Annotated in this window: 23 protein-coding genes; 18 read left to right on the top strand and 5 right to left on the bottom strand. The window is 44.8% G+C overall.

The window, feature by feature from the left end; all coding sequences use genetic code 11:
• Positions 1 to 199 precede the first annotated feature (199 nt).
• A complete protein-coding gene (nadB, locus tag O9X84_RS13305) occupies positions 200 to 1,885 on the bottom strand; it encodes an L-aspartate oxidase (protein ID WP_269520211.1) in 1,686 nt (561 codons plus the stop codon).
• A gap of 197 nt (positions 1,886 to 2,082) precedes the next feature.
• Between nadB and rpoE the strand changes: the two genes are divergently transcribed.
• The 10 genes from rpoE to O9X84_RS13255 all read left to right on the top strand — a co-directional run bounded on the left by rpoE (position 2,083) and on the right by O9X84_RS13255 (position 11,293).
• Positions 2,083 to 2,661, top strand: a complete 579-nt coding sequence (rpoE, locus tag O9X84_RS13300; protein WP_032096904.1) for an RNA polymerase sigma factor RpoE — start codon at positions 2,083 to 2,085, stop codon at positions 2,659 to 2,661.
• Positions 2,662 to 2,759: 98 nt separating this feature from the next.
• Positions 2,760 to 3,341, top strand: coding sequence for a sigma-E factor negative regulatory protein (locus O9X84_RS13295; RefSeq protein WP_269520210.1), 582 nt, complete (start codon positions 2,760 to 2,762; stop codon positions 3,339 to 3,341).
• 77 nt (positions 3,342 to 3,418) lie between these two features.
• Positions 3,419 to 4,555 (top strand): MucB/RseB C-terminal domain-containing protein, encoded by a 1,137-nt coding sequence (locus O9X84_RS13290; RefSeq protein WP_269520209.1) that lies wholly within the window; start codon positions 3,419 to 3,421, stop codon positions 4,553 to 4,555.
• Complete coding sequence (locus O9X84_RS13285) at positions 4,548 to 5,003, top strand: SoxR reducing system RseC family protein (RefSeq protein WP_269520208.1); 456 nt, start codon at positions 4,548 to 4,550, stop codon at positions 5,001 to 5,003. Before O9X84_RS13290 ends, O9X84_RS13285 begins: the two co-directional genes overlap by 8 nt.
• Positions 5,004 to 5,193: 190 nt before the next feature.
• Entirely contained in the window at positions 5,194 to 6,990 is a 1,797-nt protein-coding gene (gene lepA, locus O9X84_RS13280) for a translation elongation factor 4 (RefSeq protein WP_269520207.1), read from the top strand.
• Positions 6,990 to 7,892, top strand: coding sequence for a signal peptidase I (gene lepB, locus O9X84_RS13275; RefSeq protein WP_269520206.1), 903 nt, complete (start codon positions 6,990 to 6,992; stop codon positions 7,890 to 7,892). Before lepA ends, lepB begins: the two co-directional genes overlap by 1 nt.
• Complete coding sequence (gene rnc / locus O9X84_RS13270) at positions 7,892 to 8,572, top strand: ribonuclease III (protein WP_269520205.1); 681 nt, start codon at positions 7,892 to 7,894, stop codon at positions 8,570 to 8,572. The genes lepB and rnc overlap by 1 nt, the downstream gene beginning before the upstream one ends.
• Positions 8,565 to 9,503 (top strand): GTPase Era, encoded by a 939-nt coding sequence (gene era / locus O9X84_RS13265; protein ID WP_269520204.1) that lies wholly within the window; start codon positions 8,565 to 8,567, stop codon positions 9,501 to 9,503. The genes rnc and era overlap by 8 nt, the downstream gene beginning before the upstream one ends.
• Positions 9,504 to 9,681: 178 nt before the next feature.
• Entirely contained in the window at positions 9,682 to 10,320 is a 639-nt protein-coding gene (gene pdxH, locus O9X84_RS13260; RefSeq protein WP_269520203.1) for a pyridoxamine 5'-phosphate oxidase, read from the top strand.
• 76 nt (positions 10,321 to 10,396) lie between these two features.
• A complete protein-coding gene (locus O9X84_RS13255) occupies positions 10,397 to 11,293 on the top strand; it encodes a TatD family hydrolase (RefSeq protein ID WP_269520202.1) in 897 nt (298 codons plus the stop codon).
• A gap of 77 nt (positions 11,294 to 11,370) precedes the next feature.
• Here O9X84_RS13255 and O9X84_RS13250 read toward each other — a convergent pair whose 3' ends face one another.
• Positions 11,371 to 12,021: an AhpA/YtjB family protein gene (locus tag O9X84_RS13250; RefSeq protein WP_269520201.1), complete on the bottom strand. Its 651-nt coding sequence runs from the start codon at positions 12,019 to 12,021 to the stop codon at positions 11,371 to 11,373.
• A 174-nt stretch (positions 12,022 to 12,195) separates the two neighbouring features.
• On the opposite strand from O9X84_RS13250, the gene serB reads away from it, so the two are divergent.
• On the top strand, positions 12,196 to 13,140 hold the full coding sequence (gene serB, locus O9X84_RS13245; RefSeq protein ID WP_269520268.1) for a phosphoserine phosphatase SerB: 945 nt from the start codon (positions 12,196 to 12,198) through the stop codon (positions 13,138 to 13,140).
• A gap of 32 nt (positions 13,141 to 13,172) precedes the next feature.
• On the opposite strand, the gene O9X84_RS13240 is transcribed toward serB, so the two are convergent.
• Positions 13,173 to 15,773: a PilZ domain-containing protein gene (locus O9X84_RS13240; protein WP_269520200.1), complete on the bottom strand. Its 2,601-nt coding sequence runs from the start codon at positions 15,771 to 15,773 to the stop codon at positions 13,173 to 13,175.
• A 183-nt stretch (positions 15,774 to 15,956) separates the two neighbouring features.
• Here O9X84_RS13240 and radA point away from each other — a divergent pair, with 183 nt between their 5' ends.
• On the top strand, positions 15,957 to 17,327 hold the full coding sequence (gene radA, locus O9X84_RS13235) for a DNA repair protein RadA (protein ID WP_269520199.1): 1,371 nt from the start codon (positions 15,957 to 15,959) through the stop codon (positions 17,325 to 17,327).
• Positions 17,328 to 17,352: 25 nt separating this feature from the next.
• Here the strand turns inward: radA and O9X84_RS13230 are convergent, their stop codons facing one another.
• Entirely contained in the window at positions 17,353 to 17,760 is a 408-nt protein-coding gene (locus O9X84_RS13230) for a PilZ domain-containing protein (RefSeq protein ID WP_269520198.1), read from the bottom strand.
• A gap of 263 nt (positions 17,761 to 18,023) precedes the next feature.
• On the bottom strand, positions 18,024 to 19,691 hold the full coding sequence (ettA, locus tag O9X84_RS13225; RefSeq protein ID WP_269520197.1) for an energy-dependent translational throttle protein EttA: 1,668 nt from the start codon (positions 19,689 to 19,691) through the stop codon (positions 18,024 to 18,026).
• A gap of 454 nt (positions 19,692 to 20,145) precedes the next feature.
• Between ettA and lpxD the strand changes: the two genes are divergently transcribed.
• From lpxD to ribBA, 6 genes are all read left to right on the top strand, one after another.
• Positions 20,146 to 21,174 carry a UDP-3-O-(3-hydroxymyristoyl)glucosamine N-acyltransferase gene (gene lpxD / locus O9X84_RS13220; RefSeq protein WP_269520196.1) on the top strand — a complete coding sequence of 343 codons (1,029 nt, stop codon included), beginning with the start codon at positions 20,146 to 20,148 and terminating at the stop codon, positions 21,172 to 21,174.
• Positions 21,175 to 21,373: 199 nt separating this feature from the next.
• Positions 21,374 to 22,630, top strand: a complete 1,257-nt coding sequence (gene glyA / locus O9X84_RS13215) for a serine hydroxymethyltransferase (RefSeq protein ID WP_269520195.1) — start codon at positions 21,374 to 21,376, stop codon at positions 22,628 to 22,630.
• A gap of 99 nt (positions 22,631 to 22,729) precedes the next feature.
• Entirely contained in the window at positions 22,730 to 23,179 is a 450-nt protein-coding gene (gene nrdR / locus O9X84_RS13210) for a transcriptional regulator NrdR (protein ID WP_269520194.1), read from the top strand.
• 14 nt (positions 23,180 to 23,193) lie between these two features.
• Complete coding sequence (gene ribD, locus O9X84_RS13205) at positions 23,194 to 24,333, top strand: bifunctional diaminohydroxyphosphoribosylaminopyrimidine deaminase/5-amino-6-(5-phosphoribosylamino)uracil reductase RibD (protein WP_269520193.1); 1,140 nt, start codon at positions 23,194 to 23,196, stop codon at positions 24,331 to 24,333.
• 20 nt (positions 24,334 to 24,353) lie between these two features.
• Entirely contained in the window at positions 24,354 to 25,016 is a 663-nt protein-coding gene (locus O9X84_RS13200; protein WP_269520192.1) for a riboflavin synthase, read from the top strand.
• A 20-nt stretch (positions 25,017 to 25,036) separates the two neighbouring features.
• Positions 25,037 to 26,137, top strand: coding sequence for a bifunctional 3,4-dihydroxy-2-butanone-4-phosphate synthase/GTP cyclohydrolase II (gene ribBA, locus O9X84_RS13195; protein ID WP_269520191.1), 1,101 nt, complete (start codon positions 25,037 to 25,039; stop codon positions 26,135 to 26,137).
• The last annotated feature ends 84 nt before the right edge of the window (positions 26,138 to 26,221 follow it).

The following is a 26,221-nucleotide window of genomic DNA, read 5'->3' as shown; positions in this document are numbered from 1 at the left end:
GATGGCTTGTGAGTGGCATATAGAAATATAGCCCTTCTTTAGGCTAGAAGGGCTTTAACGAGAAAATGACGCTGCAGAGCGCTTACGTAAAAGCGCTTAAGTAAAAGCGCTTAAGTAAAAGCTATCTAGGAATAAGCTATTTAAAAAAGAGAGCATAACACGTTAGGCTCTCCTTTATGCTTTTTACATGTGTTACGTTTTACCGCACACCGCTGAAGCTCCCTTCAGTAATCAGAGCCCCGACACTTTCTCCAGACAGCTGATTATTAGGTATCAGCACAGTTGGTTTGGTGTCACTTAATTGTTCTGGGTGATCGAGATTAAAATGAAGCCCTCTGCTTTCTTTTCTTTCCATCGCACATCGCACGATCAACTCAGCCACTGTTACTAAGTTTCTCAACTCAAGTAAGTTATTGCTTACGCGAAAGTGAGAGTAATATTCAGTGATTTCTTGTTCTAATAACTTTATGCGTCGCATAGCACGTTCTAGTCGCTTATCGGTACGAACAATCCCAACATAATCCCACATAAAGAGTCTCAACTCGTGCCAATTGTGTTGGATAATCACTTCTTCGTCCGAGTTTGATACTTGGCTTTCGTCCCAAGGGGCAATCGTTTCGTCGCTGTCTTTGGTAGGAAGGCAGCTAATAATGTGCTCGGCAGCTGAACTGGCAAACACAACACACTCTAATAAGGAATTTGAAGCCATTCGATTGGCGCCGTGTAAACCGGTATAGGCAACTTCACCAATAGCGTAAACGTTATCTAAATCAGTTTTTGCATTAAAGTCGGTAATGACCCCACCACAGCTATAATGCGCTGCGGGCACCACCGGAATTGGCTCGCGAGTAATATCAATACCTAAAGAACGACACTTTCGATATATGTTAGGGAAGTGTTTAACGATAAAGTCTGCAGGCTTATGACTGATGTCCAAATACATGCAATCTGCGCCCAGTCGCTTCATTTCGTAATCTATCGCTCTTGCAACCACATCACGAGGCGCCAAGTCGCCACGCTCATCAAACTTTTGCATAAAGCGAGTGCCATCAGCATGACACAGATTGGCGCCTTCACCGCGCAACGCTTCGGTAATAAGAAAGTTACGCGCTTGAGGGTGGAACAGGCAGGTAGGGTGGAACTGGTTAAACTCCATATTTGCCACTCTACATCCCGCGCGCCACGCCATCGCAATACCATCACCGCTTGATACATCAGGGTTTGATGTATATTGGTACACTTTGCTGCCGCCGCCGGTGGCTAAGGCAATAAATGGAGCGCGAATAACTTCGACATGCTCTTGCTGACGATTCCACACATACGCACCAACACTTTTATTTTTTTCAGTCTTCGACGGGATAAGGTCGATAGCATTGTATCGCTCGAAAAAATGAATGTTTGGGTGAGTGGAGACCGCATCGTTTAGCGTTATCTGTAGTGCTTCGCCGGTGGCATCTGCAGCGTGTAATATTCTGCGGTGACTATGGCCACCTTCCCGCGTTAAGTGAAATTTCTCTTCACCTGATTCGCTTTTTTCTCTGTCAAAGGGTACGCCGTAACTGATTAGCCACTCCAACGCCGCTTTTGCTCGCTCAGTGGTAAAACGAACTGCAGGTTCTTCACACAAACCACCACCGGCTTTTAACGTGTCGTTGACGTGTGCATCGATAGAGTCTTGTTCATCGAAAACAGCGGCAATACCCCCTTGTGCATAACGAGTAGACCCTTCATTTCGGTCGCTTTTACTCAACACTATAACTTGGCAGTGATCTGCGAGCTTTAATGCCAGGCTGAGCCCAGCAGCACCGCTTCCGATAATTAGCACGTCACAGCGATGTTCTATGGCATTTGATGTGGAAGTTAGTGAAGACAATCCTGATTTCATGTATTTTTATATCAATATATACGAGCGAAGGTTCAGCAAGTCTAATGGATGAGTGGCAAAACACAATAATTCTTATGGCGTGTACATGGTATTATTTAAAATAATTAATGCTTTAACAGAACTTTTTTAAAGAGAATACGTCTACACACAGGCTAAAGAGAGCTATTGTGTATGAGAAGTAGGGAGTAATGGCTCGAATGAGCGAGCAAGTAACCGACCAGCAACTGGTGGAAAGAGTACAACGTGGAGATAAAAACGCATTTAATTTGTTGGTAACCCGTTATCAGCATAAAGTAATGCATTTAGTGTCTCGGTACGTTAAAAATACGGGCGATGTTGCTGATGTAACGCAAGAAGCCTTTATCAAAGCATACAGAGCGCTTCCTAATTTTCGCGGAGACAGCGCCTTTTACACCTGGTTATATCGTATAGCGGTAAACAGCGCTAAAAATTATCTTGTTTCGCAGGGCAGAAAGCCCCCGGCGAGCGATGTTGATGCTGAAGAGGCCGACTACTACGAGGGCAGCGATGCGCTCAAGGAGCAATCAACTCCCGAACGCAGTTTGCTGTCAGATGAGCTTGAAGAAACGTTGTTTAAAGTGGTTGAAAAATTACCTGACGATCTGCGAATGGCAATTACATTGCGTGAGATTGAAGGGTTGAGCTATGAGGAAATTGCTAGCGTGATGTCTTGCCCTGTAGGTACCGTAAGATCGCGTATATTCAGGGCTAGAGAAGCAATAGATAAAGTCATTCAGCCGCTGTTAGAAAATTAATTTAAATAAACTTAAAAAAAGATGAACTTTCTTTTTTTTGGGATGACTAACTGCTGTGTTAGGGTAGTTAACGATCTAAATGATCTGGATATGAATATATGATGCAACAGCAAGAAAAATTGTCCGCATTCATGGATGGCGAAGCAGAAGATGATAAAATCATCGACGCGATTAAGCATGATGCAGAGCTCCAAGCCAAATGGCAGCGATATCATGTCATCCGTGGTACCATGCGCAAAGAAGCAAGCGTAGCGCCAGAAATGGATATTACGGCTAGCATTGCTGCGGCCTTGGCAGATGAACCTGCGATTGTTGCACCAAAAGAGTCTCGCTGGCGCTCAATCCCAATCATTGGGAATGTGGTTCCATTTGCAACTCAATCTGGTCAGTTTGCCGTTGCAGCGTCGGTAGCTTTAGCTGTTATTCTAGGTGTTCAGCACCTGAACCAGCCTGCACCTTCACAGCCATTTATGACGGCACCCACTGCGGGTCCTCAAGGTGGTTTAGCGCCGGTAAGTCTTGAGCAAACTCGGACGTTGCCACGCAACGACATGAATGAAGTGCTTGAGAAGAAGCGTAAAATTAACGCGCTTATCGCCGACCATGAGCAACAAATAAAATTGAAACAGGTGCAGGCCGAAGAGGAAGAAAAAGCCTCTGACGATACTAATCGCCCATAGGCGATTGCGGCAACGCCACTATTTCAACTAGTATTTATTATTAGTAACTTCGCATACCAGCACTTGCACGTGCTGGTATGTCTGTTTTAAAGGCAAGGAAAATGCGCTGTAACCAATTTGTTCTCCTCATCACCGGGGCTTTATCAATTTTCACGCCTCTCTGTGTTCATGCGCAATCAAGCGATTCGTCTCTTCCAACTAGCCTTGAGCCAAATAACCAAGCAAAAGGCGCAACAGAAAGCGCAACAGAAAGTGAGTCAAAAACAGATACAGTAAAACAAACAGAGCCGGCGTTAGAGAGAGAAACTAACGCACTGCAAACACCGGTACAGTGGTTACAGCGTCTTCAATCACTCATCTCTTCTGCCAATTACCAGGTATCGTTTGTCCAAACCACCGTTGGAAAAGAAACAGTACCGTATTTATGGCGTCACGGCGTGCTTGATGATGGCACAGAAGTAGAGCATCTGAATTTGCAAAACGGGCCAGGCCGTGAGCTTATTCGTGTTGACGGTATCGTGAGTGTGTTTGAGCCCGATACGCAGCCCTACAGCATTCGCTCTCGGTTTATCAATGGTCCTATTCCCAATATTCTTCTTCATAACCCTCAGAAGTTGCTGGAAAGTTATGAATTTGTGCTGGTTGGTCGAGCTAGAGTCGCTGGGCGACCTGCACAACAAATTAGAATTGTGAGTAGAGATAATACCCGTTTTGGTTATCAACTTTGGCTTGATGAAGAGTCGGGCATGCTATTAAAGTTGAACATGCTAGATTTACAAGGCGCATTACTAGAACAAATACAAATAAGTACATTTTCCGTAACGGCATCACCTTCGCCTTATTTTGCCCGTATTAATCCATCGTCTTTGCCCGAACCGATTATGATGGCAAGTAGCCAATCCCGCGCTCATGGCTGGGAAGTTAACTACCTCCCGGTAGGTATGCAGGAAGTGAAAAGAGATACGCGACGTTTAGCGTTAACCGGCCAGGTAGTAGAGTATAAAATGTATAGCGACGGTTTAGTAGATGTATCTGTGTATGTTCAACCTATTGAAGATGCTTTGGGCGGCGATATTGCGTTGCGCAATGAAGTCAGTACTTTTCTCACGTTAAAGGCGGGTAAAGCGCAGGTGACGGTGTTAGGTGAAATTCCACTTCAAACGGCAAAAGCGATTGCCACTTCAATTAGTGCGGTAAATAACAGCAATGATTGAAGAGTCGGCTAAGGTGGTGGCTATCGACGGTGACAATGTCACTGTTGAGTCAGCAATAAAATCGACATGCAGCAGTTGTCAGGCACAAAGCGATTGCGGTACTGGTGCTATATCACGTGCACTCGCACCGAAGATGCAGCGCCTAACGGTGTCTACACCAATGACGGTTTCTGTCGGCCAAAATGTGACAATTGGTGTTCCAGAAAGCGGCGTGCTAAGTGCCTCGGCATGGCTCTATCTACTTCCTTTATTTATGTTTATCGGCTGCTTCTCGCTAGCCTCTTACCTTCTTCCTACGATCAGTTTGACTCATGAATTATGGGGAATACTCCCAAGCATTATTGCAACGGTGTTAGTGTATCGATACACGGCGAAGAAATTACAGCGGGTAGAGTCTGCAAAGTATCGACCCGTCCTGCTAAAAGCAGAACCCCTAGATCGTAAGTAAAATGCCCATTTAAGGCTAAATTTCACTGTCTCGTCTCATGGCTTGTACTGTTTAGCAAAATATACTCGCTGCTAATTCGCTTTTCCGCCCATAAATGGGTAAAATCCGCACGCGTTGCGTTTACGTCTTAACGTATAGCGCGCAGTATTTTTTCGTTTAATGAATTTTTCTGCAGGTAAATTCCAGCATTATGCAACAATCGCACATTCGTAACTTCAGTATTATCGCCCATATCGACCACGGTAAATCGACATTGTCGGACCGTCTTATTCAACATTGTGGCGGGCTCTCATCTCGCGAAATGGCTGAGCAAGTTCTAGATTCCATGGATTTAGAAAAAGAGCGTGGAATTACAATCAAAGCGCAGAGCGTAACACTAGAGTACAGCGCCCAAAACGGTGAAACCTATCAGCTTAATTTCATTGATACTCCAGGGCACGTTGACTTTACCTACGAGGTATCCCGATCACTAGCTGCTTGTGAAGGTGCGCTACTTGTGGTTGATGCGGGTCAGGGCGTGGAAGCACAGACCTTAGCAAACTGCTACACCGCCATTGAGATGGATATGGAAGTTGTGCCTATCTTAAATAAAATCGACTTACCTCAAGCTGATCCAGACCGTGTGGCAGAAGAGATTGAAGATATTGTTGGTATCGATGCGTTAGAAGCGGTCCGCTGTTCAGCGAAAACTGGCATTGGTATTGAAGACGTACTCGAAGTTATCGTCAATAAGATCCCTCCTCCAGGTGGCGATAGAGAAGCACCGCTTAAAGCACTGATTATCGATTCGTGGTTTGACAACTATCAAGGCGTTGTTTCACTAGTACGCATTGTTGAGGGGCAACTCAATAAGAAAGACAAAATTCAAATTATGTCTAACGGCCAAATTCACCAAGTGGATAAAATTGGTGTATTTACGCCTAAAGCGCTAGATACAGGGATTCTTCGTGCCGGTGAGGTTGGTTTCATTATTGCGGGAATAAAAGATATCCAGGGTGCGCCAGTGGGCGATACCATTACACTTGCAAAAGCACCTGCCACTGAAATGCTGCCTGGTTTCAAAAAGATTAAGCCCCAAGTTTATGCGGGTATCTTCCCCATTAGTTCTGACGATTATGAAGACTTTCGTGATGCGCTAGCTAAGCTAAGCTTAAATGACGCGTCTCTATTTTACGAGCCAGAGAGTTCTGCTGCGCTAGGGTTTGGGTTTAGAATCGGCTTTCTTGGTATGCTTCATATGGAAATTATCCAAGAGCGTCTTGAGCGAGAGTATGATCTTGGTTTAATCACCACAGCACCAACTGTAATTTATGAGGTTGAAACGACTAAGGGCGAAATTCTCACCGTTGATAGTCCTGCAAAATTACCTCCAGTAAACGACATTGCAGAAATTCGTGAGCCGCTAGTTGAAGCCAACATTTTGGTACCCCAAGAATACCTTGGAAACGTAATAACCTTATGCGTTGAAAAGCGCGGTATGCAGACCAACATGACTTACCACGGTAAGCAGGTTGCCGTAACTTACGAACTGCCCATGGCAGAGGTAGTGCTTGATTTCTTTGACCGTTTAAAATCGACAAGTCGGGGCTTTGCGTCACTAGATTACAACTTCAAGCGCTTCCTAACGTCAGATATGGTGCGAGTGGATATACTGATTAACGGCGAAAGAGTAGACGCGCTAGCAGTCATCACTCACAGAGAAAACTCTCAGGGTCGCGGTAGAGAACTCGTTGAAAAGCTGCGCGAGCTTATTCCTCGCCAGATGTTTGACATTGCTATTCAGGCTGCCATTGGTAATCATATTGTTGCTCGTAGTACGGTCAAACAGTTGCGCAAAAACGTTATTGCTAAATGTTATGGCGGCGATATTAGTCGTAAGAAGAAGCTACTGCAAAAGCAGAAAGAAGGTAAAAAACGCATGAAGCAGATAGGTAATGTTGAGCTGCCGCAAGATGCCTTCCTTGCTGTATTGAAGGTGGGTAAATAATGGCAAATTATTTTTCTCTCATCTTAGTTGGTTTGACGCTAATTACAGGGCTTATATGGCTAGTAGATAGCCTGGTGTTTGCACCAAAGCGCAAAGCGCGTCTGCAGGCGTCAGCAGTAGCTGAGAATGCAAGTTACGGTGAAGATCCACAATTACCGTACTTAGTGGATACATCGCAGCAAATTTTCCCTGTTATTGCCTTCGTACTCGTATTGCGCTCGTTCATCTACGAGCCTTTTCAAATACCTTCTGGCTCTATGATGCCCACACTGCTTGTTGGCGACTTTATATTGGTTGAAAAGTTTGCGTATGGTGTAAAAGACCCTGTGTTTCGCAGTAAGCTCATTGAAACCGGAGCGCCAGAACGAGGCGATGTGGTCGTATTTAAGTACCCAGAGGATACCGGCATCGATTACATCAAACGCGTAATAGGAATGCCTGGCGACACTGTGGTTTATCAAAATAAGCAGGTGTACATAAAGCCCAAATGTGTTGAAAGCGAAAACTGCCCAGCACTGGAAGCCGTGCCGCTCTCTTTCCAGGAACGTGGTGAGTTTGTCCAGGATATGGCGCAGCTAATGCGTTACACCGAATCACTAGGCGACATAGAACATGATATATTACGCCATCCGCTGCGCGATATATCACCTGCTAATTTTTATACGCAACCAGGTACACGCCGCAATGAATGGATTGTGCCTGAAAATAATTATTTTGTGTTAGGTGATAACCGCGATAATAGCCGTGATAGTCGTTTTTGGGGGTTCGTACCCGATGAAAACTTAGTTGGCAAAGCGGTGGCTATCTGGATTTCGTTTGAGTTCGAGCGCAAACCTCAAGATATGTTACCCACGTGGGTCCCCACAGGCGTTCGATTCGAACGTACAGGTGGCATTCGTTAATGCAGGGCATAGATAAATACCGTCGCCTTTACAAGGCGATAGACTATACGTTCAATGACATCGCTTTACTCGATCAAGCTTTTACCCACAGAAGCGCGGCAAAACAGCACAATGAACGCCTTGAGTTCCTAGGCGATGCCATACTGGGAATGATTATAGGCGAGACGTTATACAAGCGCTTTCCAGATGTACCCGAGGGCAAGTTAACTCGTATGCGCTCAACCCTTGTGAAAGGCGACACGTTAGCAGAGCTAGCTCGTGAGGCCAGTATGGGTGAGTTACTTCACTTAGGCCCAGGCGAGCTGAAAAGCGGCGGGCATCGTCGCAGTTCTATTCTTGCGGATGCAGTAGAAGCGTTATTGGGCGCCATTTATCTCGACTCAGGTATGGAAGAGGTGCGCCACGTAATAGATCGGCTTTGGGAAACGCGTATTAATAAGTTAGATCCACACGCCCACCCTAAAGACAATAAAACTCGCTTGCAGGAATTTTTGCAGGGTCGAAAATTACCTCTGCCCACGTACGAAGTGATGTCTATTTCTGGGAAAGACCACGCACAAGTTTTTCAAGTGAGCTGTACGGTTGAAAATTTAGCTGAACCTGTAAAAGCAACAGGAAATAGCCGTCGTAAAGCTGAACAAGAAGCTGCCCGTTTAACGCTGGAGAAGCTTGATGACTAATAATGACAACGAAATACATTATTCACAACCGCAGACACGCTGTGGTTTAGTGGCCATCGTTGGCCGCCCAAATGTAGGTAAATCTACCTTGCTCAACCGTTTGTTAGGGCAAAAGGTCAGTATTACCTCGAGAAAACCTCAAACGACGCGACATCGCATACTGGGTATTGACACCGACGGTGACTATCAGGCTATTTATGTTGACACACCTGGGCTCCATCAAGATGAGAAGCGTGCAATCAACCGGTACATGAACCGTGCAGCATCTAGTTCGCTCGCCGAAGTTGGCCTGATATTATTCGTGATTGAGGGCGATCGTTGGAATGCGGATGACGAAATGGTAATGACAAAGGTGAAGCAATCTAAGCTACCTTGTTACCTTATTGTCAATAAAATGGACAAAGTAGAAGACCGAGAAGGTTTCGTTACGCATTTGCGCAAACTGGGTGAGAAACACACATTTGAGCATATTGTTCCAATTAGCGCTAAACAAGACAAAATGGTAGATGATATCCGCGAGTTAGTTGCCAAGTCGCTTCCGCCGAGCGATTTCTTTTTCCCGGAAGATTACATAACCGATCGTTCTAGCCGATTTATGGCCGCAGAAATTATTCGTGAAAAACTGATGCGTTTCACCGGTGACGAGCTTCCTTACTCAACGACGGTGGAAATTGAGCAGTTTAAAATGGCTGAAAATGGTGTTTATCGCATAAGTGGTCTTATTTTGGTAGAGCGTGAAACCCAAAAGCGCATGATTATTGGCAAGGGTGGAAAACACCTTAAAACAATTGGTGAGCATGCTCGTAAAGACATGGAAAACCTGTTTGACAATAAAGTGTTCTTAGAGCTTTGGGTAAAGGTAAAGCAGGGTTGGGCTGATGATGAGCGAGCGTTACGCTCTCTTGGATACGGCGATGACAGCAATTTCTAATAGCGTGTTTATGGCTGTGTAATTGGTGTGATCTCATCCCGATGATTGTTCGTTTTTAATGTCGAATTTGTATTTGTTTAAGCGCAATGTTTTAACATCAAAGTATGGCTCTTAATTAAGGGCTGGTCTTAATAAAAGTTATTCTCAACGTTGGAAAAGCATTGGGCAGGAGAAGTTGATGACTATTTCAGATATGCGCAGACAGTACTCAAAAGGAACATTGAGCGAGTCAGACATTACCCATACACCTTTTCAATTGTTTGATAAGTGGTTGCAAGATGCCATCGATGCGAACATTCCAGATCCCACAGCCATGACTGTGGCAACGGTGGATGCTAGCGGTCAGCCTTCACAGCGTATTGTGCTGCTGAAAGATGTAAACAAAAATGGCTTCGTTTTCTTCACCAACCTAGGAAGTAGAAAAGCCCAAGAGCTCGCACTGAATCCAAAAGTCTCCTGTCATTTCCCTTGGTTTTTTATGGAGAGGCAGGTACGTGTCTGCGGCACAGTAGAAAAGCTATCGACCAGTGAAAATGCGTCGTACTTTTTCTCACGTCCGAAAGACAGTCAACTTGCTGCTTATGCCTCTAAGCAAAGTAAACCAATTAGTAGTAAGGCGCTTTTGCTCACCCAGTTTAAGCAGCTAAAAGACAAGTTTGCGAATAAAGAGCTTCCTGTGCCCGATTTTTGGGGAGGATTTCGAATAGTTCCTCATCAAATTGAGTTTTGGCAGGGGGGGGAAGATAGACTTCACGATCGTATTGAATACAACATGGATGCAGCTGGAAACTGGAACACTCAACGATTGATGCCATAATTTTTTGCACGAGCATCCAGTGTCATAAGACCAAGCAGAGCGTTTAAAGAAGAGTTTAATTTAAGGGGAAGGCGACATGATAGACAGTCATTGTCATCTTAATTTGGCTCCCTTGGGTACTAATATTACAGAGGCTCTGCAGCTAGCTAAGCAAAATGGCATAGAGCGAATAATGGTACCGGGCATTACACCTGAGTCATGGGAGGTGCTTAGACAATACACCAAACAGCAATACAGTGATATTCTTCCTGTCGACACCGCCATTGGGCTCCATCCTTACTTTTTACCCAGTGACATCGGCGCCATTCCCACTTTGATTAAGAAGCTTGAAGAAGCCGTTGCTCGCGCTGTGGCAGATGCTAAGGGAGGGCTACGCAGCGCTCAAGGCTGTTCACCTACCGCTCAGGGCTGTTCACCTACCGCTCAAGGCTGTCAACCTACGGCTCAAGGCCGTTTCTGCGCCATTGGAGAGACGGGGTTAGACGGCCACATATCGGTTGATATAAATATTCAAAAGCAGGTTTTTCACGCTCACATCGCTCTCGCGGATGCTTACGATCTTCCCGTTATTTTGCATCATCGTAAATCTCATCATTTGTTATTCGAATCATTGAAAGCGACTTCTTTTTCTGGAAGGGGGGTAGTCCACGCATTTTCAGGCAGTATAGATATTGCTGAGCGATACATTGAAAGAGGGTTCTACTTAGGAATTGGCGGCACGATCACCTACGAACGTGCTAAGAAGACAAGAGATACCGTAGCTCATTTACTTCGTAACCATACAGACAGTATTTTACTGGAGACAGATGCACCGGACATGCCAATGGCCGGCAGACAAGGTCAACCTAATATGCCGCATTATCTAAAAGATGTGGTTACAGCCCTTGCCGACATTTCTGACATAGAGCCCAGTGAAATTGAGGCATTAACATCTGCCAACTACGAACGCCTGTTTAGGCCAAAGCCCTTTTAGCTTAACCTCTTTTGGAGGAAATTCCTTTCAACGTCATCAATTGCTGGTGAGTTAAAAACTACCACCGCTTAGTTTAGTTATTTTGATTGAACGTTTCCTAGTTGTGCAATTTTGTTTATCACCCAAGGTCTAAATTTGTAGAATCCACGGGTAAGGTATATCCCTATCACCAATGCTAAAAACAAGACAATAACCCCAATGAGTATTAGCTGTGTTCTAAGAGCCAGCGGGTCTGCTAAGACTACCTTTGTATTCATGTGAATATGGACGTACCCAATCACGTTGTCGCTGTCGTTTACAACCGACTCAACAAAAGTGAGAGGTCGTATTTCTTGAGATTGACTCAAGGTAACGACACTTTCCGTTTTTGGTAGAGGAGCGATGTACTGGCCTCTTTCGTCAAATATCGCAATGCCGAGAACGTGAGGCTCTTGAGTTAAAACAACAGCGATGTTTTTAAGCGCTAGCGCTTTTGCAGTGTCGTTTTCAGTGTCCAAAATAGGTGAAACAAGTTTTGCATACTGCCTAGCTGCACTGCTGCCTGAATACTCGGTTTGCGTAAGCAGCCATTCTTCCTGATAACGCTGAAGCAGGAGTAACAGCGCAACAAGCAAACCGATCACAAGGCTCGCTAACAACGTGTGTAGCAGCCTTTTAACAACGGTATACAACGAATGAGAGTGACTTGTTGACGAGGTCAATAAGTTGGTTTCAGCCTTTGCCAACATGGAATTCCGTTCAGGGATGACTATGAGTGTAACAGTAGGATAAATCTTACTATTTTGAAAGCGGATATTTTATTACACTCGCCAATTCGGTAGCATGTACCTATAACTATTTTTTAGGATATTCCTGTGCTCGACACTTTTAAGCAGTTGTTAGGTGATAACGCTGCAGATGACATGCATTGCTCTGCAGCACTAGCTGGTCTTATAGCCATGCAGCAACGCGATGTGTCCTTTCACGCGTCAATGACCATCATAGGCCAGGCACTCACTCCCTATATTGTCGGCAATATACTGACTGACACCCAATCACAATTCGATACGGTAAGTTTAGCGTTCCATCATTTACATCAACAATTCGGTGATGATGTAGTGGTGATAAAGGGAAATCTTCTCGACGACGACTTAGCGAGCTTGAGAGCCCTCCTTGGTGCTTTATCAGAAACCTTTAACGTTGATATCGGTTTACAACAGACACAACCTTCTCTTTCTAAAGGCGGTTTGTTGGTTATGGATATGGACAGCACGGTAATAGGTATAGAGTGCATCGATGAAATTGCCAAGCTGGCAGACGTAGGTGAAGAAGTCGCAAAAGTGACAGAAAAAGCCATGCGAGGAGAAATAGCGTTTAACGAAAGTCTCCACCATCGGGTTGCTTGCCTTAAGGGGGTACCCGTTGAACACCTGCGCCAGATTAGAGATAGCGTCCCCATCATGCCTGGTATACAAGCATTGATTAACGAGTTGAAAAAACACAACTGGAAGCTAGCAATTGCATCGGGTGGTTTTACTTATTTTGCTGATCATTTAAAACGTAGATTAGGACTAGATTACGCCAGGTCCAACACATTAGTGATTGAAAATGGACTTCTTACCGGAAAAGTGAATGGCGAGATAGTTAATGCCGATGTTAAGGCCAAAACGGTTAAAGAACTAGCAACAACCTGGAATATCCCAGATACACAGACTGTGGCAATGGGAGATGGAGCTAACGATCTGGTCATGATGGCTGAATCAGCAATGGGTGTAGCTTGCCACGGTAAGCCTGTAGTAAACGAGAAGGCTGATGTTGCCATACGTGTAGGAAGCCTTCACAGTTTGCTTTATTTTCTACAGGAATAGGAAAGAGGGAGGCTCTCCCTCTTTTAGATGTCTTATAAGTTTTCAGCGGCGGGTTTATGTGATGGATTGCCTTCGCTTTCTGAATTATTCGAGCTATCCGTATTGCCGAGGAGTGGGCGGTTTGAGGTTTGGCTTCGCGTCATACCCTCAAGTGTTCGGTTTTGCGCAATTTCTGCAGTGCTAAAACCATAACGCACTAATACTTCATCGGTTACATCAACAAGGTGAGCGCAGGCAGCAATACTCCACATTTTTTTCTCAAGCTCTCTTGCTCGGTGCATGGCATACATGGTCACGTAATTTATCTCTGTTTGCAGCATAGATAGGTCGGGTTTACCCGTGGTGGTAAGCATGACATGTATTGCAATAAACTGACCTCGGGTCATTGCTTCTTTAATAAAATTCTGTCGTTGTGTATTATTTTCAAACTTGTGAGAATAGCGAGGGATAATAGCCATTCGTGAATCTTTTTGACTATTGTCAAAAGAGACAAATAACTCTTGTCGCAACGGCATATTTTCTAGCTTTACTGTCTTCACACCGCTTTGGACAAATGGCGAGTCTTGCTTTCGATCTCGAAACAAGAATTCCAAATTTACTTTTCCTCGCTCGGCATACTGGGTAGTAAGTAACGTTATCCGTTCATCTTGTTTACCAATGATGCCCGCTTGCGGGGTATACCTAACGCCCTCCTTGCTCATAAGAAAAGAAAGAGAGGTAGCATTTCTAGCATTTATACAGCGAAGAGCTTGTCCCATACCTGGGATCTCTTCTTCGTCAGACTCCGCATGCAGGTTTGCTTTGTTTTTCTTTATTAGTTCTTCAAAAAAACTTCGCGCCGTTTTACCCTCATCGCCTGGAGCTGCTTTTAAATGCAGTATGTTCTTTTCGACATTGTGATAAATGATTTCATACTGTAATTGCATAACGTCAAACGTTGTAGTAATGGCCTGAAGGCGAGGAAATGCGACTTCGACACGGCCCTCTAGACTGCCGACATATTCCTTTGTTAACTCTACTCGAAGGCCCAAACCATGTACTGAGATATCTTCGCTCACACCTTTGTGAACGTTCTCGTCACCATTGAAACGCGCTTCAATGTGCGTGCGTAGTCGATAGCGACTCTCTATTCTTAATTCTTCGTTTTTGAATCGTACAACTTGAATATCAGCTGGTGGACGATTGCGGGGATGACCAAAGTTACGCAAGTGCGAAAGATTATCCCGATTAAACGCAAATTCATTGTAGGTTTCTTGGCCCGTTATTGATGTGACATCGGTAATGTGGGCAAGGTAGCGCAAGTTTTTAAGCTTCGACATAAGTCTGGCAGAAAGCGGCGTGTTGAGCTTCTTCACTTTACTACCGACAGAATCAGGAATAGAAAGCGGAATGTGTGCCTGTTCAGGAACCATACTGGTCAGCGCTATCTTATACACCCTCCAGCTCGCTTTTTTGGAACCAAAGCCTAAAAATACTTGTTTAAGCAGGTCTTTTTGCGCGAGTTCTTCAAATGAGGCCGAATAGAAGTAAACTTTACTGTTTTGCAAATGGGTAAAGCTATAAACAAAACATTCTCTAACTTCTTCAGACTTTTGCAGCAAGCGCTTGAGCCGCTCTTGAGTGAGCAGAAAATTCAAACGGCAGTTGTCTTCTTCATCCTGCCAGTATTGCAATGTTTCTCGATTTACTTCGTTCATCATAGCAAAGCGTGGCACCAACGTTTGATTCACAACGTCGATGTAAACCGGCAGAGTTGGACTGCGGGGTGAGAAATATTGTTCAGACGTTTTACTGGTTATCGCTTCGATCGTGTTATTCATGTTAACTTTATAGCGACGTTTGTTACCGTGAATAAAACTCTCTAAAAATTGATCAAAGCTTTTGTTTGGATGTTCGGGATCCCGTTGTAGGGCGAGGTATTTCACATCGTTTTTCGTGGAAATTTTTACTAACTTGTAAGCGATACCATTTTTCTTATCCATCGTGAACTCATTCTCAAGCCCTCTGAAGTAGATAAAAAGCAGATCGCCTTTTTCAAAGATGGTGTCTTTCGATAACTTCACTTGCAGTCCCTCAAGAGAAATATCCACACTGAGGCCACGCATTGATTCGTTATACTTATTAAATATTTCTACCGCCACCGCAAAGTTCATACGCTCAGTATTGCGCTGTCTATAGTCTAATAAGTTTACTGTGGGGACTTTGAACTGCTCTAGCACTGCTGACCGTTTCTTTAATTCTGGTCGCGCCATTTCTACGCGCTCTTGTGCAACCTCGCGCTCTTGCATTAAACGAAAGTTATTTTCTGTGCTTTGAACCGCCTCGTATACGCCGTAGGTGTAGCGGCCAAATATTCGCAGTTGCTCTTCAAATTTGTCAACGGCAATATCGTCCATGTAGTGGTTTCTGCCTTCATGGGGATATTTCTTACACTTACCGTCTACGTTTCCACGTAGGTCAATCGTGCGCATGCAAGGTTTTGCAAGGCGCTTTACTTCCATTTTAATTAAGAAGCGCTTTTCCTTTGGAATGTCAGACGCAACTTGCTGTAAAACTTGGTTGAACTCGGGCTCGTTAACCATTGGTTTTAACTGATCGATTATGTCAGCGTACTGTGCTAAGTCTTGACTCATCTATGCGCAACTTTGTTGTTTACATTATTCATTTTAGTTTTTATCGGCAGTGGAAGAAAAGACCTTAACCTTTGAATTTCTCTGGTAAGCCTGCTTTCATCTTCAAATTCAAGAAGCCTTGTACTTATTCCAAAGCCGTTTAATGATAGAATACTCTTTTTAAGTTGTGGATAAAACTGGAAAATGGCAAAACGTAAAACTGCTTATGTGTGTTCTGACTGTGGTGCAGAATTTCCTCGTTGGCAAGGACAATGCACTGAATGTAAACAATGGAATACCATTAGCGAGTTTGTAGTGGCAAGCGCCAAAGAAAATACGCGTCAAGTTAACGCAGGATATGCAGGGCAGACAGCGGCCAAAATCGAGAAATTAAACGCCATTGACCTAGAAGCGCTGCCTCGTTTTTCTTCGGGCTTTAAAGAGTTGGATCGCGTTCTTGGCGGCGGGATTGTTCCAGGCGCTGCAATGCTAATCGGTGGATCGCCTGGCGCGGGAAAAAGTACGCTTTTGCTTCAAGTGATGTGCCAAATGGCAAAGACTGAGAAGGCGCTTTACGTTACCGGTGAGGAGTCGCTACAGCAAGTGGCGATGCGCGCAAAACGATTATCGTTACCGGATGACAACTTAATGATGCTCGCTGAAACCAACGTCGAAACCATTTGCGATTTAGCAATGACTGAAAAACCAAAAATAATGGTTATTGATTCAATCCAAGTCATGCATGTTGCCGACGTCCAGTCTGCACCTGGTAGTGTGTCTCAGGTTCGTGAAGGTGCTGCCTATCTAACGCGCTTTGCCAAGCAAAATCATATCGCTATGTTCATTGTCGGCCACGTGACGAAAGATGGCAACCTTGCCGGGCCGAAGGTGCTAGAACACTGTATAGATAGCTCAATGATGCTGGAAGGGGAAAGCGATGGTCGTTATCGCACCTTGCGCAGTCATAAAAACCGCTTTGGTGCGGTCAATGAGCTGGGCGTTTTTGCGATGACTGAAAAAGGCTTGAAAGAGGTCAAAAATCCGTCTGCCATATTTTTAAGTCGTGACGAAAATGAAACTCCAGGCTCCAGCGTTATGGTTATTTGGGAGGGAACGCGGCCACTGCTTGTTGAAATTCAGGCGTTGGTAGATTACTCACAAATGTCTAATCCAAGACGTATCGCGGTGGGCCTTGATCAAAACAGGCTTTCGATGCTGCTAGCCGTACTTCATCGCCACGGCAATGTTCAAATGAACGATCAAGATGTGTTTGTGAATGTAGTGGGTGGTGTAAGGGTAACCGAGACTGGTGCTGATTTGGCGTTACTACTGGCAATGATTTCTAGCTTTAGAAATCGCTCGCTGCCTAATGACCTTATTGTCTTTGGTGAAGTAGGGCTAGCTGGTGAAATTAGGCCTGTTCCCAATGGCACCGAACGCATCATTGAAGCTGCAAAGCACGGATTTAAACGTGCGATAGTGCCAAAAGCTAATATGCCGAAGCAAGCCATGCAGAGTATGAGGGTAATACCGGTAGCCCGTTTGTCAGAAGCACTAGATGCGTTGGAACAGTAGAATAAGGTCTACCTGAAAGTAAGTGTTAATTACCGTGTTCATAGACAGCATTGACCAACGCATTGAGATCTTTTTCATCAATGCTGTCATCTGGGCTATTTAAACTAATTAAGCGTCGCAGGGCACTGACGCAATTTATATCCATTTGTGACACCTTACATCCCAATGACACCTTCGACTTGCGGCTATCTGAATGTCGATAAAGCTGCTCTATATATAAAGTGATGAGAGGGCTATCCTCGTTGGCCCTAAAGTTAGCCACGTATGGGTCATGACTATCAAAAGGCAATTTAGCCAGTTCAGTCTCAGTAGCGAGTAGTTTAATCCCTTGTAGGGATACATCATGAACAATGACATCTATTTCGCTATCGTTGTGGGCAAGCTTTCCCGGAACATTTAATGCAACCCTTTGAAATTGACGCTTGTCTGTCATGCTCTCTTATCTCTTTAAGTCCTATTAACCCCAGTATTAGCGAATAACGGCGGGTTATCAACGTAAAGAAATAATAATTTGCGAGATGCTGTTCATTTTGGCAGCTAGTAGGTGTGTCGTAACGCAAAAAGGCCCTCTGTTTGAAGAGGGCCTTATCGTTACTTAATGCTGTTTACTGATGCTAATGAGTTAATAGCTGCGTTGTCAGCGTGCTATTAACGCACCGTTACGTTTATCAGCGTTGTTCACAACGACGTTATTAACTACTTAGACATGCGCTTGTACTTCAAGCGGTGAGGTTCCACAATATCTTTACCAAACTCTTGCTTGAGCCATGTTTCATAGTCGGCATAGTTACCCTCAAAGAAGTTAATATTGCCTTCGTCACGGTAATCCATAATGTGAGTCGCTACTCTGTCTAGGAACCATCTATCGTGGGAAATAACCATCGCGCAACCAGGGAACTCCAACAAGGCATTTTCAAGTGCACGGAGCGTTTCAACATCCAAGTCATTGGTAGGCTCATCCAGTAGCAACACGTTTCCGCCGGCTTTTAACAGCTTAGCTAAATGCACTCGGTTACGTTCACCACCTGACAAGTCTTTGATAAACTTTTGTTGGTCGTTACCTTTAAAGTTAAATCTGCTGCAATAGGCTCTACTGGCAATTTCGAAGTTACCAATTCGGATAATGTCTTGGTCATCCGAAATTTCCTTCCATACGGTGTTGTTTTCATTCATGTGATCGCGGAACTGCTCAACCGCTGCAATGTTTACCGTATCACCAAGTTCGATATTTCCTGAATCAGGCTGCTCTGCGCCAGTTAGCATTCTAAATAGGGTAGACTTACCGGCACCATTTGGACCGACAATCCCAACGATGGCACCTTTTGGAACGCTAAATGATAAATCGTCGATAAGCACGCGTTCGCCATATGACTTTTTAAGGTTTGATACATCAATAACTTTATCGCCCAAACGCTCGCCTGGTGGAATGAATAACTCGTTCGTTTCGTTTCTCTTTTGATAGTCACTCGTAGAAAGCTCTTCAAACCGAGCCATACGCGCTTTACTCTTAGCATGACGCCCTTTCGGATTTGAGCGCACCCATTCAAGTTCTTGTTTAATACTCTTTTGACGGGCGGTCTCTGTTCTCTCTTCCTGCTCCAATCTGCTTTCTTTTTGTTCAAGCCAAGATGAGTAGTTACCTTCCCATGGAATACCTTCACCGCGGTCAAGTTCTAAAATCCATCCTGCTACATTATCTAAGAAGTACCTATCATGGGTGATGGCTACCACGGTGCCTTCGTAGTCGTGTAAGAAGCGCTCTAGCCATGCTACGGATTCCGCATCCAAATGGTTAGTGGGTTCGTCCAAAAGCAGCATTTCTGGTTTTTCAAGTAGTAGGCGACACAATGCAACCCGACGACGTTCACCACCTGATAGCTTGCTAACATCAGCATCCCACGCAGGAAGCCTTAACGCATCGGCAGCACGCTCAAGCACGTTTTCAAGGTTGTGCCCATCTTTGGTGGCTATGACCGCTTCAAGTTCACCTTGCTCTTTGGCTAATGCATCAAAGTCGGCATCGGCATCTGCATAGGCAGCGTACACTTCATCAAGCCGTGTGAGAGCATGCTTAACATCCGCTACGGCCTCTTCAATATTGCCGCGAACGTCTTTGGTTTCATCAAGACGAGGCTCTTGCGATAGATAACCTATTTTCAATCCTGGCTGGGGACGTGCTTCACCTTCAATATCGGTGTCGATACCTGCCATGATACGCAAAAGTGTTGATTTACCAGCTCCGTTTAGACCAAGTACGCCAATTTTTGCGCCTGGGAAAAAACTGAGAGAGATATTTTTAAGAATTTGTTTATTCGGTGGCACAATTTTGCCAACGCGATGCATACTGTATACGTATTGAGCCATGCTCTAACCTCGCTTAAACGCGGTGAATAATCAGTTGATTATAATTTGGTGATAAATTGGGTAATAGTGTACTCGCAACACTATAGCGTGCGCTAGTCTGTAACGCCATGGAAGTAAGCGCTTGATGCTTTTTTAGGCGTTCAGGTTAAAAGTAGAGAAAATTGAATCGGAGCGCCCCTTTATTTAGGGTAAACTTAGCAGCAGATTTGAAAAAGCTTACTAGGGCTCTAATAACTCAAATGTTTTTTAGATAAGACCTTCGTAGTGAGCGACGCATCAAAGAACGATACGTAAATGATACTCGAACAAAAGTATGTGCAAAAAGCGTAAACATTAGCCCATATAAAAGAGCGTACAAAATTCGTGGGCAAGGCTTTTGAATTGAAAGAAAGCTAGTCACTCATCTTTCATAGTGTGCATCTCACTATGAAATTGTTAACAGGTAATTAAGTGTATGACAGCCATTGATAAAGGTACTTATAGTTTAGCCGAGCTTGCCCGCCATGTTGATGGGGTTGTGCAAGGAGATAGCACTACGCCTATTTCCTCGGTTGCCACTTTAGCAGGCGCCAAAAGTCATCAGATTTCATTTTTGACCAACCCTAAATACAAGTCCCAGTTGGCAGAAACACACGCTGGTGCAGTAATAGTGCACGATAAGGTAAAAGACGATGTAAAGTGTGCTGCACTTATTGTAGACAATCCTCATGTCGCCTTTGCGCTTATTGCTCAGCTCTTTGACACCACGCCAGCGGTAGCATCAAACATTGCTCAAAGCGCCATTATTGCGTCTTCCGCTCGACTTGGTAGCGGTGTCTCTTTAGGCGAGAACGTGATTATCGAGGATAATGTTGTACTCGGTGACGGCGTGAGTATTGGTGCCAACAGTGTAATACGTAAGGGCACTCACATAGGCCAAGGGAGTACGCTTTACCCTAATGTGACAATTTACCATGATGTGGTAATAGGAAAGCGAGTGACTATTCACAGCCAAACTGTGATTGGATCATCGGGCTTCGGTTATGCCAATGATAAAGGCGTATGGTTACCTATTCCTCAGTTGGGTTCGGTGCGCATAGGCGACGACAGTCAAATTGGAGCAAGCACCAGTATTGACCGCGGTGCCCTTGACGACACAATAATTGGTGATAACGTAATTGTTGATAATCAGGTGCAAATTGGCCATAACTGTATCATTGGCGATCATTCTTGCATCTGTGGCTCAACAGGTATTGCAGGAAGTTGCAACATCGGTAAGCACGTTATTATAGCGGGTGGCTGTGGAGTAAATGGCCATATAAGCATCTGTGATAATGTGCAAATTACTGGGTTCACAATGGTGGTGCAAGATATTACTTCCCCTGGGGTTTATTCTTCAGGCCAGCCTGCCCAAACCAATCTTGAATGGCGTAAAAACACCGTAAGACTTCAGAAGATAGGGAGCCTGTTTGACCGTGTAAAAGCGCTAGAAAAACAGGTCTGATGTGCTTGTAGCCAAGGATTTACGTTAAACCTAGGTCATTTAAATTAATTTCGCCATAAAGCGGTATACAAGTGATCGAAAATGACTAGAATATGGCTCCAAAATTATGCTGTCTGAGCAAGACTCATTTGGTTGAGGATTGCACTTTTTGCGCAACATTGTTTACCGTGCCATAAATAATCGCAGTTAAGGAGCCCCCATGTTTTCTCGCGAAATGAACATAGCTGACTTTGATCCAGAATTAGCCACAGCAATGGCCAATGAAGTTCAGCGTCAAGAACATCACATTGAGCTGATAGCCTCTGAAAACTACTGTAGTCCACGTGTGATGGAAGCTCAGGGTTCTCAATTGACCAATAAATATGCTGAGGGTTATCCTGGCAAGCGCTACTACGGCGGTTGTGAGCATGTTGACGTTGTAGAACAACTTGCTATCGATAGAGCGAAGCAACTGTTTGGTGCTGAATACGCTAACGTTCAGCCTCATGCTGGCTCACAGGCGAACACAGCTGTTTTCATGGCGCTGCTTGATGCAGGCGATACCGTATTGGGCATGAGCTTGTCTGAAGGCGGTCACCTTACCCACGGTTCTCACGTTAACTTTTCAGGCAAAACATATAACGCGGTGCAGTATGGGCTTAACAAAGAAACGGGTGAAATCGACTACGCGCAAGTTGAAGCGCTAGCGAAAGAGCACAAACCAAAGATGATCATTGGCGGTTTCTCAGCCTACTCAGGCGTTGTTGATTGGGCTAAATTCCGCGAAATTGCAGACAGTGTTGGCGCCTACTTGCTCGTGGATATGGCTCACGTTGCTGGATTAGTTGCCGCTGGCGTTTATCCGAACCCACTTCCACATGCTCACGTTGTTACCACAACGACTCATAAAACATTGGCAGGTCCCCGCAGTGGTCTTATTCTTTCGTCATGTGGCGACGAAACGCTATACAAGAAATTCAATAGCTCAGTCTTCCCAGGCAACCAAGGTGGCCCGCTATGTCACGTTATTGCCGCCAAAGCAGTTGCCTTTAAAGAAGCGCTAGAGCCTGAATTTAAAGTGTACCAGCAGCAAGTAGTGGCAAATGCGAAAGCAATGGTTAAAGTGATGCAAGAGCGCGGTTACAACATCGTCTCTGGTGGCACAGATAACCACTTGTTCCTTCTTGATTTAATCGATAAAGACATCACTGGTAAAGACGCTGACGCTGCATTAGGCTCAGCTAACATTACTGTTAACAAAAACTCAGTGCCTAACGACCCGCGTTCACCGTTTGTAACGAGTGGCCTTCGCATTGGCAGCCCTGCAATCACTCGCAGAGGGTTTAAAGAAGAACAAGCCCAGCAAGTTGCTACTTGGATTTGTGACGTACTTGACAACATGGGCGATGAGTCTGTCATCAAGCGCGTGCAAGGTGAAGTAGTCGAACTATGCTCAAAGTTCCCTGTTTACTCGTAAGTAAATAGGTTTGTCTTTTATTGCGTACTTTGGTACTAATGCACTCTTGCATCTCTGCAATTTACATCAGCCTAAGTACGCAATTATAAAGGATATTCTATGTTTTGCCCTTTTTGTTCAGCGCAAGAAACGAAAGTTATTGATTCTCGCTTAGTTGCAGAAGGGTATCAGGTACGAAGACGTAGAGAATGTGCTCAGTGCCACGAACGTTTTACTACGTTTGAGGGGGCTGAATTAGTAATGCCTCGTGTTATAAAGCGAGACGGCTCCCGCGAACCGTTCAACGAAGACAAGCTACGAGCTGGGCTGCAGCGAGCGCTAGAAAAGCGCCCAGTAAGCACAGAAAAAGTTGAACAATGTATAATATCCCTCAAATCCGAACTTCGTGCGACCGGCGAAAGAGAGGTTGAAAGCGAATTCCTTGGCACTCTCATTATGAAAGCATTGAAGGAATTAGACAAAGTTGCCTACGTGCGCTTTGCCTCCGTTTATCGATCCTTTGAAGATATAAGAGAATTTGGTGAGGAAATTGCGAGGCTTGGAGACTGACCACAGGACACCACGTGCAGCAAAACACCGTTAAATCTGATTATTATTGGATGGCCAAAGCCATCAAACTTGCAAAAAAAGGCCGTTACACCACGTCGCCTAACCCGAGAGTCGGTTGCGTTATTGTCGATGAACACAACCACTGTATTGGCCAAGGGTATCACGTAAAAGCTGGCACTCCCCACGCCGAAGTTCACGCGCTACACCAAGCTCGACAGTCACACGAAAGATCGCTATCAGCCGCCACTGCCTACGTCACTCTTGAACCTTGCAGTCACTATGGTCGTACTCCTCCCTGTGCTGAAGCGCTTATCAATGCAAACGTTGCAAGGGTAGTGATTGCGATGACAGATCCCAATCCTAATGTAAGTGGCAATGGTATTCGCAAACTGCAGGAAGCAGGCATAGAAGTGGTGAGTGATGTAATGGCTGCAGAGGCCGCTGCACTAAACCCAGGTTTTGTGAAGCGAATGCTCACAGGAACACCATTTTTAAGGCTGAAATTAGGCATTAGTTTAGACGGAAAAATCGCGCTAGAAAACGGCGTGAGTCAATGGATTACGGGGCCTCAGGCTAGACGTGATGTTCAGCGTTATCGCGCACAAAGCTGCTGCGTGCTCACAGGTTCTGGCACTGTCTTAGCTGATGATCCTAGTTTACTGGTTAGGCCATCTGAGGCGCAATTGAGTGACTATCCGCTGGACGAAATCAGGCAGCCTGCTCGTGTTGTTGTTGACAGTAAGGGTATAATCAATGGCGAATATCAATGCTTGAACGATGGTCACACAACGCTCATTGCTACATGCGAAACTCACGTTGATACCGATGCATTGCATTATCTTTCGCTCAAGGAAAGTCAGGGGCAAGTTGATTTGCACGCGCTAATGCAGGCTTTAGGTGATAAGCAGTACAATGAAGTATGGGTGGAAGCCGGACCAGGTCTTGCTGGTGCGCTTCTTAATGCTGGGCTGGTGGATGAATTAATTTGTTATCAAGCGCCGATTTTGCTTGGTAACAAAGGAAGAAGCATGGTGACTTTGCCTTGTTTTACCGCCATTGAGCAATCTATTTCGCTCTCTCTTATTGAAAATCGTCAGGTTGGTAACGATATTAAACTTACGTACCGCCCAGACACTACTAGTTCGCGCAGTTAAGCGCGGCAACGAGGACAGCTATGTTTACTGGTATTATTCAGGCACTAGGCACAATTCAAAAGCTAGATAACCGGGGTAAAGATATACGTTTAACGGTATCATCTAAGCATCTGGATATGTCTGATGTAGCCCTTGGCGATAGTATTGCCACAAATGGTGTATGCTTGACAGTAACTGACTTTGGCGATGACTACTATTGCGCAGATGTATCTACTGAAACCATAAAACTGACTGGGTTTAAGCATTACCGGGCAGGCTCTACCGTAAACTTAGAAAAGGCAATGCGTCCTACAGATCGCTTCGGCGGTCACATTGTTTCTGGTCACGTTGATGGTGTAGGTGAAGTGAGTCAAATCATTAAGCACACTGATTACGTTGAAATCTGGGTAAAAGCGCCCGACGCTATCGCTAAGTATATTGCGCATAAAGGTAGTATTACCGTAGATGGTGTGAGTTTGACGGTGAACGAAGTCAATGGTGCAGAGTTTATGCTGTGGATAATTCCCCACACATTGAAAGAAACGGTGTTAGGCACTTATAAGGTTGGTACTGAAGTTAACTTGGAAGTTGATGTAATCGCCAGATACCTAGAGCGCCTGATGCTAGGCAATAAAGCCGCTGAGCCTACTAAGAAAGGCATTGATATGGCGTTTTTAGCCGAGAACGGATTTTTAAAAAAATAACCCTACAAGAAGTGTAAAACATGGCATTTAATACATCAGAAGAAATAATAGAAGATATCCGTCAGGGTAAGATGGTTATCTTGATGGATGATGAAGACCGCGAAAATGAAGGCGATCTTATTATGGCGGCAGAACATGTAACGCCAGAAGCCATAAATTTTATGGTTACGCATGCAAGAGGCCTTGTTTGTCTTCCTATGACGCCGGACCGCTGTCGCCGACTGAATCTTCCTCTTATGGTAGACAAAAACGAAGCTCAGTTTTCTACTAATTTCACTGTCTCTATAGAAGCGGCTACTGGCGTTACTACTGGTATTTCAGCGGCAGACCGGGCAACAACAATTAGGGCTGCAGTTGGCAAAGATGCTAAGGCGACGGATATTGTTCAGCCAGGGCATATTTTCCCGCTTATCGCTAAAGAGGGTGGTGTGTTAAATCGTGCAGGTCACACTGAGGCGGGCGTCGACTTGCCTCGTTTGGCTGGACTTGAGCCTGCAGGTGTTATCGTTGAAATTCTGAATGAAGACGGCACAATGGCGCGTCGACCAGAGCTAGAAACGTTTGCAGCGAAGCACGATTTGAAAATTGGCACCATTGCCGATCTTATCGAGTACCGAAACTTGAATGAGACGACCATTGAGAAAGTGGCCCAGTGCAATATTCCTACTGAGTACGGCGATTTTGAACTGCATACATTTAAAGACAGTATCGACAACCAACTCCATTACGCTCTTAAGAAAGGTGAGATATCTGAAACATCACCAACCTTGGTGCGTGTTCATCTGCACAATACCTTTAGTGATCTGCTTGGGTCTACAAGGGGTATTAACCGCTCAATGACGCTATCTCAAGGGATGAAAAAAATTGCAGACGAGGGCGGCGTGTTGGTTCTCCTTGGTAAAGATGAACAAATAGAAAACCAAGTTCGACGTTTCGCTGCTGAAGATAGAGGCGAGCAGCCAGCCGGTGCTGATTGGCAGGGCTCTTCGCGCACAATTGGTGTGGGCAGTCAAATATTGGCATCGATGGGCGTACATAAGATGCGTTTATTGAGTAAACCCATAAAGTACCATGCTCTATCGGGGTATGGTTTGGAAGTTGTAGAATACGTTCACGACTAACAGGTCATTGTAGAAATTACGTGTTTTTTTAATTTTAATTATTACATAAACACGTTGGCGACATGACCGTTATATAAGAAACAA

It is taken from the genome of Alteromonas sp. BMJM2 (assembly GCF_027257845.1).
Lineage (GTDB): Bacteria > Pseudomonadota > Gammaproteobacteria > Enterobacterales > Alteromonadaceae > Alteromonas.
The sequence above is the reverse complement of the archived record's forward strand: the minus strand, read 5'-3'. Positions and strand labels throughout refer to the sequence as shown.